We start from the raw sequence: 16,219 nt of genomic DNA on the forward strand, positions 1-16,219 counted from the left end.
GTGCGCGACGGCCCCCGCCGCGACGAGCGACCCGACGACCGCCGCGCCGGCCCCGGCAGCCCCGGCGGCCCCGGCGACGGGCGGCGCCGCCGTCCGGCGGTCCACGCCGACGGCACCGGCGCGCAGCCCGGTGGCGACGAGCGGCCACTGCACGTAGGCCGACAGGGCGGCGAGCAGCACCATCGCCCACGTCACCTCGAGGCCGCGGGTGAGCGTGACGTGGCCGAGGCCCGTCCACAGCAGCGCCTGGGCCACGGCCGCGTACAGCGTGGTCGTCCGCACGACGGTCGTCGCGACGGAGGCGCGCCGCCCGCCCGTGGCGGCGGCGGTCGTGCCGGTGGCGACCCACTCCTGCGTCCGCCCGCGCACGAGGTCGACGATCGCGACGGCGTGCGCGAAGGAGTACAGGTACTGCACGCGCAGGACGTCCACGCGCCAGTGGCCACGCATCACCACGGGGTACACGACGAGCCACAGCAGCACCGCGCCGAGCAGCCAGACGCTGTTCATCGGCTCCACCCAGGCCGGGAACGCCCAGAGCATGACGACGGCCGGCAGGGGCGCCACGACGGCGTTGACGCCGGTGGAGATGTAGTAGAGGAAGCCGCTCCAGAAGCACAGGCGCTGCCGCAGCGTGAGGAAGCCGTCGTCGTGGAACGAGGGGTCCGCGAGCAGCGACATGCTGCCCGTGCACCACCGGTACTGCTGGGTGACGAACGCCCGCACGTCGTCGGGGCACAGGCCCTTCGACAGCACCACGGGCACGTAGCGCACGACGAGCCCGCGCCGGAGCATCCCGACACCGGTGTGCACGTCCTCGCTGTGCCCGATCTGCGCGAAGCCGCCCGAGGCCTCCAGCGCCGAGCGCCGGTACAGCGCGCACGTGCCCACGCAGATGGCGGCGTCGCTGCGGTCCCGCGCCGGCTGGATCCAGCGGTAGAACATCTCCTGGGTGGCGCCGGCGCAGCGCTGCAGCCACCCCATGCCGGCGACCGCGTCGAAGTACTGCGGCGACTGGACGATGCCGACGCGCGGGTCGTCGAGGTACGGCACGAGCGCGCGCAGGTAGTCCGGCCGGGGCACGAAGTCGGCGTCGAGGACCGCCAGCACGTCGCCGGAGCTGTGCTCGTACCCGTACCGCAGGTTCCCGGCCTTCTTCAGCCGGCCCCGGTCCGGGCGGGTCAGGTACTCGAAGCCGTGGGCCGCCGCGAGCGCCGCGACCTCGGGGCGCGCGGAGTCGTCGAGGACGAGCACCCGCAGGGTCCCGTCCCACTCGAGGGCGGCGACGTGGTGGTACGTGTTCGCCAGCACGGCCAGGTCCTCCCCCGCGCTGGGCAGCAGCACGTCGACCGAGGGGACCGCGTCCGGCCGCCACGCCGCCAGGAGCGCGCGGTGGGAGGCGAGGTCGACGCGCCGACGGCGCGAGGACGACAGGAGGGAGACCACCATCGTCACCGCGAAGAGCGACAGCGGGACGAGGAAGAGCAGCAGGCGCAGGTCGGCGACGGCGAAGCTCGTCGCGGACACGGCGACGAGCACGAACGACAGCGCCTGGAGCACCAGCACCCACCGGTGCTGGCGCCCGAGGTAGGACACCATCTCCGCGTCGGAGGGGGGCGCGGGCAGCGCCGGGTCGACGGGCCGCACCCCCGTGCCCGGCCGCAGCCCCGACCCCGCGCCAGGACCGGGCTCCACCTGCCGGGCCGTGGCCGGGGCCGGCCCGGCGGGGACGACGAGGGGCGGTGCGGCGTCGGGTTCGTGCAGACCGGTCGTCATCGCCTCGTCCTCCGGTGGCCCCCGGGGACCGACGGGTCGTCGGTGCACGGGTCGGGGACACTCTGCCCGGCGCACCGCCCACCCCGTCAACAATCCGGGGTGAACGGGACAGACCGGGCATGTGACGCGCACGACGCCACCGACCGTCGCCGCACCGCCGCAGCACCGTCGCAGCACCCCCGCAGCACCGTCGCCCGTGCTGAGAGGCGGGTGAGGTGGCGCGGTCGCGTCGGGTCACGGTCCCCGTCACCGTGGTCGACGCGGACCCGCCGGGGTGCGCCCCGCCGTGGTGTCGGCGACCAGAGAGGCCACCCCATGACGCGCTCCCGATCCGTCGCCCGCCGCGCCGCCGTCCCCGGTGCGGCCGCCCTGGTCCTGGGCCTCGTCGCCTGCTCCGCCGACGGCGGGTCCGCAGGGGCCGACGCGGCGGGCGGGGCGTCCTCCGGCGAGCCGGTGGAGCTCACGATGGCGTTCTGGGGCGACGCCGACCTCGCCGACCGCTACCGGCAGGCGACCGACCTCTTCTCCGAGGAGAACCCCGGGGTCACCGTGCAGTCGTCCTTCTCCTCCTGGGTGGACTACTGGCCGGCCCGCGCGACGGAGGCGGCCGCCCGGGCCCTGCCCGACGTCGTGCACTCGGACCTGCAGTACCTGCAGGAGTACGGCGGCCAGGGCAGCCTCCTCGACCTCGGCCCGTACGTCGAGGACGGCACGATCGACCTCGAGGGCTGGGACGAGACGCTCGTGGGGGCCGGCGAGGTGGACGGCACGCAGGTCGCCGTGCCGATCGCCACCAACACGCTCGGCGTCTTCCAGGACCCGGTCGTCCTCGCCGAGGCGGGCGTGGAGCCGCTCGACGCCACGTCGACGTGGCAGGACTACCTCGACCTCACCGCCGCCGTGTCCGCCGCCGGGCTCACGACGGCCGAGGGGCAGCCCGTCTACGGCTCGGTCGACGTGACCCGCAACCTCGAGCACTTCATGCTCTGGCGGCTGCAGCAGGGCACCCCGCCGTTCGACGCCGACGGCACCCGGCAGTTCGACGCGGACGACATCGTCGAGTGGCTCGAGCTCACGGGGTCGCAGCGGGCCGACGGCGCGATCTACCCGGCCGCGCGCGCCACCGCCGTGTCCCCCGCCCTGCCCTTCACCACCGGCGAGCTCGCGGTGGACCTCACCTGGAGCAGCTACATGGTCGAGTTCTCCGCGGCCACGGGGCGCGACGACCTGCAGCTCGTGCCGGTCCCCCTCGCCGAGGACGGCGAGCGCCACACGTTCCTGCGGCCGGCCATGATGTTCTCGGCCTCGGCCGCCACCGAGCACCCGCAGGAGGCGGCCGAGCTCGTCGACTTCCTCCTCAACGACGAGCGGGTCGGCGCCATCTTCGGCACCGCGCGCGGCGTCCCGGCCGACCCCGAGCAGCGGGACCAGGTCGAGGCGCCGGAGGGCTCCGTCGACGCGCGGCTGCTGTCCTTCATGGAGGAGGTCACCGCCGAGGGCACCGACCCCGTGCCGGTCTACCCGCAGGGCTTCGGCTCGCTCGCGGCCACCTGGCGCGAGCTGTCCGAGGAGGTCAACTACGGGCAGCTGACGCCCGCGGAGCTCGCGGAGCAGTTCCTGGCGGAGGCCGAGCTCGTCGGCTGACCACCGACGGACGGGCCACCCGGCCGCGTGACGCCCCCGCGCGGCCGGGCGACGAGCTGGGGAGAACCGCTCCCACCCCGTGCCCGCGGCGCCTAGGGTGCAGGTCACGCACCCGTCGACGCCCGACGGGTCCGCGTCGCGGCGTGGCAGGGGGCCGGCCGGGGCGCTGCACCGCCCCTCGTCCGGGGCCCGTCCCCCGGAGGAGTCCCATGGAGGTCGCAGGCACCCTGGCGGTCGTCGCCGTCGCGGTGGTCGTCCTGGTCGTGCTCGTCGTCGTCGCGCTCGTCTACGCCAAGGTGCGGTTCAAGATCGCCACGCCGGACGAGGCGCTCATCATCACCGGGCGCAAGAGCGGCACCCCGGTCATCAACCCCGAGACCGGCGACGAGACCACCGACCTGTCCGGCCAGCGCGTCGTCATCGGGGGCGGCACGTTCGTCAAGCCCGTCTTCGAGCAGGTCGTGCGCCTGTCGCTGGCGTCCCAGAGCTTCCCGGTGGCCGCGGAGGACGCGACGACGAAGAGCGGCGTCGGCGTCACGCTGCGCAGCATCGCGGTCGTGAAGGTGGGCGGCACCGAGCGGATGGTCCGGGCCGCCGCGCAGCGGTTCGCCGGCCGCGGCCAGGAGCAGGTCATCGAGCAGCAGACGAGCGAGGTGCTCGTCGGCGTGCTGCGCACCATCGCGGGCACCCTGACCGTCGAGTCGATCCTCTACGAGCGCCAGGACTTCTCGAAGGAGGTCAAGGACATCGCCGTGCCCATGCTCGCCGAGCGCGGCCTCGTCCTGGAGAACTTCGAGATCCAGACCGTGGAGGACTCGGGCAACTACATCCGCAACCTCGGCCGGCCGCGCGCCGCCGCCGTGGCGCGCGACGCGGAGATCGCCGAGGCGCAGGCCCGGCAGGAGAGCACGGAGCGCTCGAACGAGGCCGCCGTGCAGATCGCCGAGTCCAACAAGGCCCTGGCCCTGCGCAACGCCCACATCGAGCAGGAGACGGCCACCGCGCGCGCCGAGGCGGAGGCGGCGAAGGAGCGCGCCGAGGCCGAGGCCGCCCAGTCCGTGCTCGTCCAGCAGGAGCAGGTCGCCGTGCGGCGCGCGGCGCTGCGCGAGCAGGAGCTCCAGACGGAGGTCCGCAAGCCGGCGGAGGCCCGCACCTACGAGGCCGCCCAGCAGGCCGACGCGCGCAAGTACGCCGCCGAGCAGGAGGCGGAGTCCGCCAAGACGGCCGCGATCCGCAAGTACGAGGCCGAGGCCCTGCGCACGACCGCCCAGGCGGACGCCGAGGCGGCCGCGGCTCGCGCCCGTGCCGAGGCGGCGCTCGTCGAGCAGCAGCGCCGCGCCGAGGGCGCCCTCGCGCTCGCGAAGGCCGAGGCGGACGGCGTCCGGGCCCGCGGCGAGGCCGAGGCCGCGTCGGAGCGCGCCAAGGGCGAGGCCCGGGCCGCCGCCATCAAGGCCGAGGCGGACGCCTACCAGGTGTTCCCCGAGTCGGCGCGACTGCAGATGGTGCTGGACGCCCTGCCCAAGGTCGCGCAGCCGTACGCCGACGCGCTCGCGAGCATCGACGGCATCACGATCATCGACAAGGACGGCGCGTCGCGGGTGACCGGCCAGGTCGCCACGGGGGTCCAGGAGCTGACGGCCCTGCTCAAGGCCCAGACGGGGATCGACCTCGGCCGCCTGGTCGGCGGCGGCACCGGCGGGACGGGCGGTCCGGAGAGGACGTCCGGCGCGCCTGCCGACCCCGCCGAGGACGGCGCGTCCCGTGGCCTGACCGACGGGCCCGTGCTCGACGGGGCCCGCTGACGGGCCCGCCCGCGCCCACGCCGCGGCCCCGGTGCTGCGCGGTCAGCTCACGGGGTCGTAGGGGTCCGGCTCGTCCGGGTCGTCCGGGTAGTCCGGGTAGTCCGGGTAGTCGTCCTCCACCGAGCAGAGGATGACGTGGCTCAGGTCCTTGCCGGAGTAGTGCGTGTACACCGCACCGGGGACCGGGTCCTCGACGACCGTGCGGGCACCGCTGCCGGAGCCGGCCTTGAGCACGAGGACGGTCCAGACGCTGCCCGCGGGCGGCTGCGGCACCGTGAAGGAGCCGATGCCGTCGACGAGCTCGGTCTTCGTGCAGGAGGCGTCGTAGAGCGCCTCCCAGTAGGCCTCCGTGTTCTGGGTCGGGACGACGGCGGCGCTCGCGGGGGCGGCGGCGGCGCCGGCCAGCGCGACGCCGAGGACGGCGGCGGTGAGGGTACGACGAAGGGCGGGCATGGCTCCTCCTGGCGTGGTCGGACGAGCCGGACGGCGGGACCGGGGACCACGTCGTGCCCGATCTGCCCGTTTCGTCAGGGTCCTGCGGACGGTCCTGGACTGCCGCCGCCCGGCAGGGTGCGGGGACGATCTCACCCGGTCGACGGAGGCCGGGTCGGCCCGACCTCCGCGTTTCGGCGCGACAGACGCCAGGAGCAGAAGTGACGATCAGGCGGAGCCGCCGGGAGCACCCCCGGTCCCCCACCGCCGCCGGAGCGACCCCATGGACGAGCACCGCGCCCCCGAGACGCCCCCCGACGGCCCCGAGGGCCGGGCTGGAGGTCCGGACGGGCCCGACGAGCACGACGGGTCCGACGAGACGGTGCTGCACGCCGGCGCCGCGCTCCTGGCCGTGCACGGCGTGGGGGCGGGCCTGCCGGACGGCCACCTCGTGCGCCGGGCCGTGGTGCGCCAGATCCTCGCGCTCGCCGAGCCGCGGCCGGCGCCGAGCCGGGTGGCGGACCTGGGCGAGCTGCTCGTGCTCCCCGCCGGCGCGCTCCTGCGGCACCCGACCACGGGAGACCTCGTCGAGATGGTCCGCCGCCGGGGGCTGGTGTGGCCCGCGGTCGACGGCGCGCTGCTGCACGGGCCGTCCCTCGTCCGCGAGGACGACTTCCCCATGGAGGTCCTGCACCTGCCGGACGTCGTCGCCGCCCCCTCCGCCGCCGTCCGCGAGCGCGCGGAGCACGCCACGGCCGACGCGCTCGTCCCCGGCGACGTCCTCGACCCGGACACCCCGGTCGTCGCGGTCACCTCGATGAACGAGGACCGCACCCAGGGCACCGGGCTCCTGCTCGGGACGGTGCAGCAGGTGGCGGCCCGGGCCGCGCGCGTGGCCGTGCAGACGCTCACCGGCACGCCGACGACGCCCGACGGCCGCCCCGGCCCCGTCGCCGCCCCGCCGCGGCTGACGCGGCACGAGCGCGAGCTCGACCGTCTCGCCCGCGACGGCGGCTGAGGCACGCGACCGGGGCCGGCCGGCCGCGGGCGCCGACGGGGACGGCAGCCGTCAGGCCCAGAGCTCGTCGTCGACCGAGCCGGGGATGCGGACGCCGACGCCCCGGCTCAGCCGGTCCCGCTCGGGCTGCTCCGCGTGCCAGCCGAAGGTGTGGCCGGCCCGCTCGAGGTCCCGGCACGCCAGGACGGTGTCGTAGGTGACGCCCAGCGCGACGGCCACGCCCGCCGCGTCGCCCGGGAAGGACTCCCACCGGTGGCCCGTGGCGGTCAGCGCCTCCCGCGCGGCCGCCGCCTCCTCGGGGTGAGCGGCGACGAGCACGGTGTGGTGGGGCGTGGTGCGCACGAGCAGGTGGGCCATGGCGCCATCCTGCCCGAGGCGGCGAGGGGGCTCCCGCCGAGCGGCGTGCAGGGGCGGGCGGGCGGCCGGCGTCAGGCCCCGTGCCCGTCCCGGCCCTCGTCCCGGCCCTCGCCCCGGGCCGCGGCGTAGGGGGCGCGGCGCAGCGCCGCCGCCCACGCGTAGGTGGGCAGCGACGGCGGTCGGTGACGGACGGGGTCGAACCGCCGGTCCGTCTCCTCCCCGGTGTCCTCCAGGACGAGGCGGGCCAGGACACCGGGCGGCCCGGCGCCGATGGCGCCGAGCAGCAGCCGCTCGCGCTGCGCGGGCGCGTACCCGCGCCCCGGCACGACGAGCAGGACGAGCGGCCCGAGGCGCGAGCGGAACGGCATGAGCGTGCTCAGCGTCCCCTCGCCGCCCGGCCGGCGCGGCGCGAGGAGGAACCGGGCGACGGGCCCCGTGCCGGCGGAGGCGAGGAGCACGTCGCGGGGCGCGCCCGGCGGTCCCCAGCGCAGCGCCAGGCCGACGACGTCGGGCAGCGGCGCGGGCAGGCCGGCGGCGCGGGAGCGTCGGGCCTCCACCGGCTCCGTCGCCCCGGCGCGGCCGAGCCCGAGGGCGGCGCCGTCCGCCGTCCACGTCACCGTGCCGACCAGCCGCGTGCCCACCGGGTGCAGGGGCCGCTCGCGCCCGGCCGCGCGCACCGCCCGGGCGAGGACCGCGGCGACCGCGCCACCGGCCCGCGCCGCGGCCACGAGGACCTCCGGGGCTCGCGGCGCCGGCGCCCGCTGCCCCTGCGCCCGCTGCCCCTGCGCCCGCCTACCCCTGCGCTCCGTGGTGCCCCCCTCCCCCCCGGTCCGCCGTCCCGCCGGTCCCCGACCGCCTCGTCCGCCCGGCCTGCCCCGGCCTCACGGCGTGCGCCGGCTGCACGGGCGCGACGCCCGGCTCCGGTGAGGGCACCGGCGCGCCGCGCTCCCGCCTGCCATCTCCCTGGTCGAGGAACGGCGCCGCCCCCGCGCCTCGCGGCGGGCGGCGCGTGATCCGTGCCGTGCTCCGTGCTCCCAGGCCACCAGGTCTCCGGCGGGCCGGCAACCGGACACGGTGCCCGGCGCGTCGACCAGCACGGGCAACCCCGGAGCCCGCTCAGGCGGTGGCGAGGGCCCGTGCCCGGGCGAGGACGGCGTCGAGCATCGCGGGCGTGAGGCGGCCGGTGAAGGTGTTCTGCTGGCTGACGTGGTAGCAGCCCAGCAGGGTGAGCCGCCGCCCGTCGGGGCCGTCCAGGACCACCTCGGCACCGTGCCCGAACGCCGGCCGCGGCCGCGGCACGGCCCAGCCGAGGTCGCGCAGGGTCGCCAGCAGCGCGACCCAGCCGAAGCCCCCGAGCACGACGGCGACGACCGGGTCGACGAGCTCCACCTCCCGCGCGAGGAACGGCGCGCACGTGCGGCGCTCCTCGGGCGTCGGCACGTTGGCCGGCGGTGCGCACCGGACCGGCGCCGTCATGCGTGCCCCGAGGAGCGTGAGCCCGTCCCCGGCGTGCACGGAGGTCGGCCGGTCCGCCAGGCCCGCGCGGTGCAGCGCGGCGACGAGGACGTCCCCGGACCGGTCGCCGGTGAACATCCGGCCCGTGCGGTTCGCGCCGTGCGCGGCGGGGGCCAGCCCCACCACGAGCACGCGCGCGGCCGGGTCCCCGAAGCCCGGCACGGGCCGTGCCCAGTAGGTCTCCTCGCGGAAGGCCGCCCGCCGCTCCCGTCCCACGGTCTCGCGCCAGGCGACGAGGCGCGGGCAGGCGCGGCAGCCCGTGAGCAGCGCGTCGAGCGCCGCGAGGTCCCCGGCCCCCGCCGCCCGCGCGGGCAGGGCCGCCGGGTCCGGCGCGCCGTCAGGCACCCGGCGCGCCCCTCCCGGGCCGGGCCAGCGCGACGACGCACACGTCGTCCCGCTCGGCCCCCGGGTCGGGCAGCGCGGCGGAGACGAGCGCGGCCAGCCCGCCACCGAGGCCGCCCGCCCGGCCGCCCTCGAGCGCGGTGCGCAGCCGCGGCGCCAGGGCGGCGAGCGCGTCGAGCCCGTCGGACAGGGGCCGGTCCCGCCGCTCGACGAGACCGTCCGTGTAGAGCAGGAGCGTCGAGCCCGGCGCGAGGCGGGCCTCGGCCTCGCCGCGCACGCCGTCGGCGGGCCGCAGCCCCAGCGGCGTCGAGCGCCCGTCCCACAGGTGGTGCACGTCGCCCGCGGCGTCGAGGAGCAGCGGTGGCGGGTGCGCGGCGACGGCGTACCGCAGCCGGCCGGTGACGAGGTCCACCTCGGCGTAGGCCATCGTCGAGAGCATGCCCGCCCCCGTGGCGGTGACGAACCGGTCGGCGCGGTCGAGCACCTCCGCCGGCCGCGCCCCCGGCCCGGCGACGGCCCGCACCGCGCTGCGCAGGCGGCCCATCGCGGTGGCCGCCTCGAGCCCGCGCCCGACGACGTCCCCCACGGCGAGCGCGAGCCGGTCCTCGTCGACCCGGAAGGCGTCGTACCAGTCGCCGCCCACCTCCAGCGACGCCACGCCCGGCCGGTAGAGGGTCGCCAGCCGCATCCGCGGGTCCACCGGCTCACGGGTCGCGAGCATGGCGAGCTGCAGCCGGTGGGCGACCGAGACGTTCTCGTCGAGCAGCCGGGCGCGCTCCAGCGCGGTGCCCGCCGCCCGGCCGACGGCCTCGAGCACGTCGACGTCGAGGGGGTCGGCGCCGGCCGCGGCCGACGGCGCGACCGCGAGGACGCCCTCGGTGCGCTCGCGCCCCGGCAGGGCGACGACGACCGGACCGCCCGGCCCGTGCGGCTGCGCGGGGCCGGCGGCGGCCGGCGTGGTCAGCAGGGCGGTGAGTGCCGCGACGGACGCGGCGTCGCCCGTGCTCCGCTCGAGGGGCGTGCCCGCCTCGTCGAGCACCCGCACGACCGCCGCCCCCGCCCCGAGCTCGCGCGAGGCCGCCAGGAGCAGCGCGTCCGCGACGCCGGAGACCCGGAACGCGCCGGCCAGGGCGGTCGAGGTCCGGTGCAGCGCCCGCAGCCGCTGCGCGGAGGCCTCGGCGGCGCGGCGGGCGGCGTCGATCTCGCGCTCGTACCGGGAACGCTCGGCCCCGACGACGAGCGCGACCTCGACGCCCGGGGTGTCGTCGGGACCCGGTCCGACGACGGCCGTGAGGAGCACCGGGAGCCGACCCCCGGGCGTGGCGAGCGCGAGGGCGACCTCCTCGACCCGGCCCTGCGCGTGGAGGATCGGCGCGAGGTGCGTCTCCCAGTAGATGCGCCCGCCGGGCGTGAGGAGCTGCTCCAGGCGGACCCGGCCGACCGTCGCCGACCGGGTGCGGGACGTCCAGCGCAGGACCGTGCGGTTGGCGTCGACCACCGTGCCGTCGCGGTCGAGCCGCAGCAGGGCGACGGCGCCCCCGTCCCACCCGCCCGTCACGCCGCGCCCACCCAGGCCCGCATCGCCTCCACGAGCTGCGCGGGGGCGCTGAGGTTCGGCGTGTGGCCGACCGTGTCGAGCACGACGAGCCGGCTGCCCGCGAGGTGCTCGTGCACGTAGCGCCCCACCTCCGGCGGCGCGATGGCGTCCTCGCGGGACTGGACGACGAGCGCCGGCGTCCGCACCCGCGCGAGGTCGGCGCGGCTGTCCGAGAGGAAGGTCACGCGCGCGAAGCGCCGGGCGATGGCGGGGTCGGCGCGGCAGAACGAGGCCGTCAGCTCCTCCCCGAGCTCGGGCCGGTCCGGCCGGCCGACGATGACGGGGGCGATGAAGCGGGACCACCCGAGGTAGTTGTCGTCCATCGTCGTCAGCAGGTCGTCGATCTCGGCGCGCGTGAAGCCGCCCCGGTAGCCCTCGTCGTCGACGTACCGGGGGCTGGGGCAGACGAGGACGAGCCGCTCGACGAGGTCGGGCCGGGCCGCCGCGACGAGGCACACCACCATGGCGCTCACGGAGTGCCCGACGAGCACGGCCGGCCCGGTCCCGAGCGCCTCCAGCACCTCGACGAGGTCCTGCGCGTACCCCTCCAGCGCGGCGTGCCGGACGGGGTCGTACGCGCCCGCGTCGCTGCCGCCGGCGCCCACGAGGTCGAGGAGGACGACGTCGTGCGTGCCCGTGAACGCCGGCGTCACGAACCGCCACATGGCCTGGTCGCACCCGAACCCGTGCACGAGGACGAGCGGGGGCCCGTCCCGGCGCCCCGCGCGGGTCACGTTGTTGCGGCGCAGCACGTCCACGCTGGCACCCTAGGGCGTGGGCGGCCCGGTCGGCAGCGCGGCTCAGAGGCGGCCGACGAGCTCGGCGTGCGCGCCGTCCCGCGCGTAGACCGGCAGCGTCTCCAGGGGCGCGTCCGCCTCGACCCACGTCCCGCCGGGCAGCACCTCCCCCGTCCGCAGGCTCGTCCACGACGCCCCCGCCGGCAGGTAGACCCGCCGCGAGCGCGCGCCGGCCTCCAGCACGGGGGCGACGAGCAGCGACGCCCCGTGGAGGAACTGGTCGGCGACCCCCCACGCCTGCGGGTCGTCGGGGAACTCGTGGAAGAGCGCGCGCATGACCGGCTGCCCGTCCTCGTGCGCCTGCCGCATCGCCTCCCGGGTGTGGTCGCGCAGCGCCTCCCGCAGGTGCACGAACCGCTCCAGCACCCCGTACACCCTCTCCCCGAACGACCAGAGCTCGTTGCCGGCGCCGGAGGGGTTGCGCAGGGTGCCGTCGGCGGCGCGCACCTCGCGCGCGGGCTGCCGGTCGCCGTGCAGGCGCATGACGGGCAGGAACGTGCCCATCTGGAACCAGCGCACGAGCAGCTCGTGGAACGCGGGGTCGTCGGTGCGGCCGCCGGCGAACCCCCCGATGTCCGTGGTGAACCACGGGATGCCCGCCAGGCCCATGTGCAGGCCCGCGACGAGCTGGCGGCGCAGCGTCGGGAAGTCGGAGTGGATGTCCCCGGACCACACGAGCGCCCCGTAGCGCTGGGACCCGGCCCAGGCGCACCGCACGAGGCTGACGACCTGCGTCTCCCCCGCCGCCGTGAGGCCCTCGTGGAAGGCGCGGGCGAAGGTCTGGGGGTAGAGGTTCGCGACCTGCGCCCCCGCACCGGCGTGGAAGGCGTAGGCGTCCCACTGGTACAGGCCGAACTCGGGCTCGGCCTCGTCGAGCCAGAAGAGGCGGATGCCGTGGCGGGCGTACCCCTGCACGCAGCGGTCCCAGAGGAAGGCGCGCGCCTCGGGGTTCGTCGTGTCGACGAAACGGCTCGGGCCGCCGAACCACATCTGCACGTCGATGCCGCGCCGCGTGCGCACGAGCAGGTCGTGCCGGTCCATCTCGGCGTAGTTCTCCGAGTCGAGCCCGACCTGCGGCCAGACGGACACCATGAGCTCGACGCCCGCCTCCCGCAGCTCGGCGACCATCGCCGCCGGGTCGGGCCAGAACTCCTCGTCGAAGCGGTAGTCGCCCAGGTGGGGCCAGTGGAAGAAGTCGGCGACCACGACGTCCAGCGGCAGCCCGCGGCGCCGGTGCTCGCGCACGACGGCGAGCAGCTCCTCCTGGTGCGTGTAGCGCAGCTTGCACTGCCAGAAGCCCAGGCCGTGCTCGGGCATCATCGGCGCGTGACCCGTCGCCTCGGCGTAGCGGCGCGTGATCTCCGCCGGGGTCCGGCCCACCGTCACCCACCAGTCGATCTGGCGGCAGCTCTCCGCCGCCCACTCCGTGCGGTTGCGCGCGAACGTCGCGCGCCCGACCGCCGGGTTGTGCCAGAGGAAGCCGTAGCCCGCGCTGGAGACGACGAACGGCACGCTCGCCTGGGAGTTGCGGTGCGCCAGCTCGAGGGTGGCCCCCTTGAGGTCGAGCAGGTCGTCCTGGTACTGCCCCATGCCCGCGAGGTGCTCGTCGGCGGGCGTCTCCAGCGCGAGCACGGCGCTCACCGACTCGCCCTCCAGCGGCCGCAGCTGGCGCGCGCGCAGGGCGAGGGCGCCGCTCTCGCCGACCTCGCGGAGCAGGACGCGACCGTCGGCGTCGCGGACCTCGATGCGGCAGTCGTGGCGCAGGCCGCCCGTCTGCATGTGCTCCACCGTGCGGGCGGTGAGCACGACGACGGCCCGCCCGTGGCGCAGCTCCGCCCGGTACCGCTCGGGCCCCTCGTCGACGAGCGCCGTCAGCCTCACCGTCGCGCCCGCCGCCGTCACCGGGTCGGGGGGCAGGAGCGCCCAGTCGGCGTCGACGACCGGCCCGAGCGCGGCGCGCACGCGGACGGAGTCCGCGCCCCACGGCTCGACGAGGAGCGTCTCGCCGCCGCCGCGCCAGCGCACGGCGGTGCCGAGGACGTCGAAGGGCCCGAGGTGGTCGGTGGTCGTCGCGGTGGATGTCGTCGCGGTGGATGTCGTCGCGGTGGATGTCGTCGCGGTGGATGTCACGGGGCGGTCCGTCCTGGCCGCAGGGCGACCGTGGGGAGCAGGGGGCGGTCGAGGGCCGGAGCGGGTCCGGGCGGCGCGGTCGCGGCCGGCAGCACGCCGGACCGCCAGAGGGTGGTGAAGGACAGCAGGGCCGGCAGGGCCAGGCCGACGACGGCCACGAGCCCCGGCACGAGCCCGTACGCGGCGAGCACGACGCCGACGACGGCCGCGTGCCCGAGCGCGACGAGCGGCCGCCCGAGCACGAGGAGCACCGCGCGCCGCAGGGTGGCGCGCACCCCCTCGTCGAAGTGCGCGGCCAGGGCCGGGACGGCGAGGGTCGCGACGGCGGCGACGAGCGTGAGGACCCACAGCAGGCCGGCGAGCGCGGGCCCGAGCCCGCCCAGGTCCACGGTCGCGACGAGGCGCCGGTCGAGCAGCAGCACCGCCCACAGCGCCGTCACGGTCCAGCCGAGCCGGTTGGCGGGGCCGAACGAGGCGCGCCACGCCGCGCGGAACTCGGCGACGAGGGACGTGCGCGCCGCCGGGTCCGCCGCACCGGGCCGCTCGGCGGCCGCCGCGTCGAGCACGTCGCGCCGGACCACGGCTAGGACCGCCGCGCCCGCCGGGAACGCCCCGAGCACGACCCCGCCGGCCAACGTCCCCGCGACCCACAGGAGGTGCAGGGCGAGGAGCCGCAGGCCGACCTCGCCGACGCGCGTGTGGAGCCCCAGGAGGCGACCCATCAGCCCTTCACCGACCCGATCATCACGCCCTTCTCGAAGTACTTCTGGATGAACGGGTAGACGAGCAGCACCGGCAGCGTCGAGACGATGATGACCCCGTACTTGATCTGGTCGGCGTACTGCTGGCCGTACGCGCCGCCGGTGCCGCCCGCCCCGCCCGCGCCGCCGGCGAACGCCTGGTTGGACAGCAGGATGTCGCGCAGGACGATCTGCAGGGGCTGCTTGTCGTAGTCGCGGACGAAGATGAGGCCCGTGAAGAAGTCGTTCCAGTGCTGCACGAGGTAGTACAGCCCGATGACGGACACGATCGCCTTCGACAGCGGCAGCGCGATGCGCAGGAAGAACTGCAGGTAGCTGACGCCGTCGAGGGTCGCGGCCTCGAACAGCTCCTCGGGCAGGGAGTGCTCGAAGAACGCCCGCGCGATGATGAGGTTGTAGACGTTCAGCGCCGACGGGATGACGAACACGAGCCAGTTGTCGAGCAGCCCGAGGTCCTTGTAGAGCAGGTACTGCGGGATGAGCCCGCCGCTGAAGAACATCGTGAAGGCGAAGAAGAACATCAGCGGCCGGCGCGGCGCGAACTCCCGGCGCGAGAGCGCGTAGGCGGCCGGCAGCGTCACGACGAGGTTCAGCGCGGTGCCCACCACCGTGTAGAGGATCGTGTTGCGGTACCCGGTCCAGATGCGCCCGTCGGACAGGATCTGCTCGTACCCGAAGAGGCTCAGCTCGGCCGGCAGCACCCAGACCTGGCCGGTGTTCACGGCGGCCGGGCTGCTCACGGAGGCGATGAGCACGAACCAGATCGGGTACAGCGTCGCGAACAGCACGAGCGCGCAGACGAGGCCGAGCAGCACGGAGAACGCGAGCTCCCCCGGCGTGCGCGGGTGGCGGACGCGCGGACGGCGCGTCGTGGTCGCGGCCGGCCGGAGCCGGCGCGGCGGGCGGGGCGGGGACGTGGTCGTCATGGGGGTGCTCCTCGCTGTCCCGGTCACCAAAGGCTGGTGTTGGAGACGCGCTTGGCGACCTGGTTCGTGACGACCAGGAAGACGAAGTTGATGAGGGTGTTGAACAGGCCGATGGCGGTGGCGTAGGAGAACTGGCTGGAGAGGATGCCGATCTTGTACGCGTAGGTGGAGATGACCTCGCTCACCGGCAGGTTCAGCGGGTTCTGCAGGAGGAACACCTTCTCGAAGCCCGCGTTGAGCACGCCGCCCATGTTGAGGATGAGCAGCACGATCATCGTGGGGACGAGCGCCGGCAGGTCGATGTGGCGCACGGTCTGGGCCCGGCTGGCGCCGTCGACGCGGGCCGCCTCGTACAGCTGCGGGTCGACGCTGGCCAGCGCGGCGAGGTAGATGATCGAGTTCCAGCCGCAGTGCTGCCAGACCTCGGAGATGACGTACACGGGGACGAACGCCGACGTCGAGCCGAGGAGGTTGCCGCCCTCGACCCCGAGCAGGCCCAGAGAGCGCGGCAGCACGCCGGTCGCGGGGTTGAGGAAGACCTGCAGCATGCCGACCACGACGACGATCGAGATGAAGTGCGGCAGGTAGGTCGCCGTCTGCAGGAACCGCTTGCGGCGGCGCCCGACGACCTGGTTGACCACCAGCGCGAGCGCGATCGGCGCGACGAACCCGACGACGAGCGTCGTCAGGCTGATGGCGACCGTGTTGCGGAGCAGGTCCCAGAAGAGCGGGCTGGCGAAGAACTGCCGGAAGTACGCCAGCCCCACCCAGTCGCCGCCCGTGAGCCCCTGCGCGAAGTCGAACTCGCGGAAGGCCAGCTGCAGCCCGTACATCGGCACGTACGCGAAGACGACCGTCAGCGCGATCGCCGGCGCGAGCATGAGCCACAGCTGCCACCGCGAGCGCAGGTGGTCCGAGACCACCGCGCCCGGGGGCCGTCGTCGTCGGCCTCCCGCGACCGGCGGGACCGGCACCTTCTCCGCCGTCTCTCCCAGCGTCAACGCCACCCTGCACCTCCTCCGGGGCCACCGCCCCACGTCCGGCCCGTCCCGGGCCGCCGGACCGGCCGCGCGGGTGCGCGGCCGGCGGGCGGGGGCGGCGCGCCGTGCGACGCACCGCCCC

General features: G+C 76.2%; 14 protein-coding genes. 3 read left to right on the plus strand and 11 right to left on the minus strand.

Features of this window, described 5'->3' with window-relative positions; genetic code table 11:
- A partial coding sequence (locus tag EJA20_RS00005) for a glycosyltransferase family 2 protein (RefSeq protein WP_129336128.1) occupies positions 1 to 1,776 on the minus strand: 1,776 nt, incomplete at its 3' end.
- Positions 1,777 to 2,091: 315 nt separating this feature from the next.
- Between EJA20_RS00005 and EJA20_RS00010 the strand changes: the two genes are divergently transcribed.
- Together EJA20_RS00010 and EJA20_RS00015 are read left to right on the plus strand one after the other, a co-directional pair.
- Positions 2,092 to 3,420: an ABC transporter substrate-binding protein gene (locus tag EJA20_RS00010; protein WP_129336129.1), complete on the plus strand. Its 1,329-nt coding sequence runs from the start codon at positions 2,092 to 2,094 to the stop codon at positions 3,418 to 3,420.
- Between the two features lie 209 nt (positions 3,421 to 3,629).
- Positions 3,630 to 5,222, plus strand: a complete 1,593-nt coding sequence (locus tag EJA20_RS00015) for a flotillin family protein (protein WP_129336130.1) — start codon at positions 3,630 to 3,632, stop codon at positions 5,220 to 5,222.
- 42 nt (positions 5,223 to 5,264) lie between these two features.
- Here the strand turns inward: EJA20_RS00015 and EJA20_RS00020 are convergent, their stop codons facing one another.
- On the minus strand, positions 5,265 to 5,675 hold the full coding sequence (locus EJA20_RS00020) for a hypothetical protein (protein WP_129336131.1): 411 nt from the start codon (positions 5,673 to 5,675) through the stop codon (positions 5,265 to 5,267).
- Positions 5,676 to 5,937: 262 nt separating this feature from the next.
- Between EJA20_RS00020 and EJA20_RS00025 the strand changes: the two genes are divergently transcribed.
- Positions 5,938 to 6,672: a hypothetical protein gene (locus EJA20_RS00025; RefSeq protein ID WP_129336132.1), complete on the plus strand. Its 735-nt coding sequence runs from the start codon at positions 5,938 to 5,940 to the stop codon at positions 6,670 to 6,672.
- A gap of 51 nt (positions 6,673 to 6,723) precedes the next feature.
- Here the strand turns inward: EJA20_RS00025 and EJA20_RS00030 are convergent, their stop codons facing one another.
- The 9 genes from EJA20_RS00030 to EJA20_RS00070 all read right to left on the minus strand — a co-directional run bounded on the left by EJA20_RS00030 (position 6,724) and on the right by EJA20_RS00070 (position 16,104).
- Complete coding sequence (locus tag EJA20_RS00030) at positions 6,724 to 7,029, minus strand: hypothetical protein (RefSeq protein WP_129336133.1); 306 nt, start codon at positions 7,027 to 7,029, stop codon at positions 6,724 to 6,726.
- A gap of 71 nt (positions 7,030 to 7,100) precedes the next feature.
- On the minus strand, positions 7,101 to 7,757 hold the full coding sequence (locus EJA20_RS00035; protein ID WP_129336134.1) for a hypothetical protein: 657 nt from the start codon (positions 7,755 to 7,757) through the stop codon (positions 7,101 to 7,103).
- A 388-nt stretch (positions 7,758 to 8,145) separates the two neighbouring features.
- The gene (locus EJA20_RS00040) at positions 8,146 to 8,889 is read right to left on the minus strand and encodes a uracil-DNA glycosylase (RefSeq protein ID WP_129336135.1); all 744 of its coding nucleotides are present in this window, start codon (positions 8,887 to 8,889) and stop codon (positions 8,146 to 8,148) included.
- The gene (locus tag EJA20_RS00045) at positions 8,882 to 10,444 is read right to left on the minus strand and encodes a SpoIIE family protein phosphatase (protein WP_129336136.1); all 1,563 of its coding nucleotides are present in this window, start codon (positions 10,442 to 10,444) and stop codon (positions 8,882 to 8,884) included. Before EJA20_RS00045 ends, EJA20_RS00040 begins: the two co-directional genes overlap by 8 nt.
- The gene (locus tag EJA20_RS00050; protein WP_129336137.1) at positions 10,441 to 11,241 is read right to left on the minus strand and encodes an alpha/beta fold hydrolase; all 801 of its coding nucleotides are present in this window, start codon (positions 11,239 to 11,241) and stop codon (positions 10,441 to 10,443) included. Before EJA20_RS00050 ends, EJA20_RS00045 begins: the two co-directional genes overlap by 4 nt.
- 42 nt (positions 11,242 to 11,283) lie before the next feature.
- Complete coding sequence (locus tag EJA20_RS00055; RefSeq protein ID WP_205687281.1) at positions 11,284 to 13,410, minus strand: glycoside hydrolase family 31 protein; 2,127 nt, start codon at positions 13,408 to 13,410, stop codon at positions 11,284 to 11,286.
- Positions 13,407 to 14,132, minus strand: a complete 726-nt coding sequence (locus tag EJA20_RS00060) for a YesL family protein (RefSeq protein WP_129336138.1) — start codon at positions 14,130 to 14,132, stop codon at positions 13,407 to 13,409. Before EJA20_RS00060 ends, EJA20_RS00055 begins: the two co-directional genes overlap by 4 nt.
- Complete coding sequence (locus EJA20_RS00065; protein ID WP_129336139.1) at positions 14,132 to 15,097, minus strand: carbohydrate ABC transporter permease; 966 nt, start codon at positions 15,095 to 15,097, stop codon at positions 14,132 to 14,134. The genes EJA20_RS00060 and EJA20_RS00065 overlap by 1 nt, the downstream gene beginning before the upstream one ends.
- Positions 15,098 to 15,120: 23 nt before the next feature.
- Positions 15,121 to 16,104 (minus strand): ABC transporter permease, encoded by a 984-nt coding sequence (locus EJA20_RS00070; protein ID WP_240674815.1) that lies wholly within the window; start codon positions 16,102 to 16,104, stop codon positions 15,121 to 15,123.
- Positions 16,105 to 16,219: the final 115 nt, after the last annotated feature.

This window comes from Cellulomonas endophytica, assembly GCF_004123805.1.
GTDB classification, from domain to species: Bacteria; Actinomycetota; Actinomycetes; order Actinomycetales; family Cellulomonadaceae; genus Cellulomonas; species Cellulomonas endophytica.

Excerpts from the sequence above, each read along its gene's own strand:
- EJA20_RS00060 (WP_129336138.1), bottom strand. The coding sequence starts at position 14,132 with ATGGGTCGCCTCCTGGGGCTCCACACGCGCGTCGGCGAGGTCGGCCTG.
- EJA20_RS00015 (WP_129336130.1), top strand. The coding sequence starts at position 3,630 with ATGGAGGTCGCAGGCACCCTGGCGGTCGTCGCCGTCGCGGTGGTCGTC.
- EJA20_RS00030 (WP_129336133.1), bottom strand. The coding sequence starts at position 7,029 with ATGGCCCACCTGCTCGTGCGCACCACGCCCCACCACACCGTGCTCGTC.
- EJA20_RS00065 (WP_129336139.1), bottom strand. The coding sequence starts at position 15,097 with ATGACGACCACGTCCCCGCCCCGCCCGCCGCGCCGGCTCCGGCCGGCC.
- EJA20_RS00025 (WP_129336132.1), top strand. The coding sequence starts at position 5,938 with ATGGACGAGCACCGCGCCCCCGAGACGCCCCCCGACGGCCCCGAGGGC.
- EJA20_RS00020 (WP_129336131.1), bottom strand. The coding sequence starts at position 5,675 with ATGCCCGCCCTTCGTCGTACCCTCACCGCCGCCGTCCTCGGCGTCGCG.
- EJA20_RS00010 (WP_129336129.1), top strand. The coding sequence starts at position 2,092 with ATGACGCGCTCCCGATCCGTCGCCCGCCGCGCCGCCGTCCCCGGTGCG.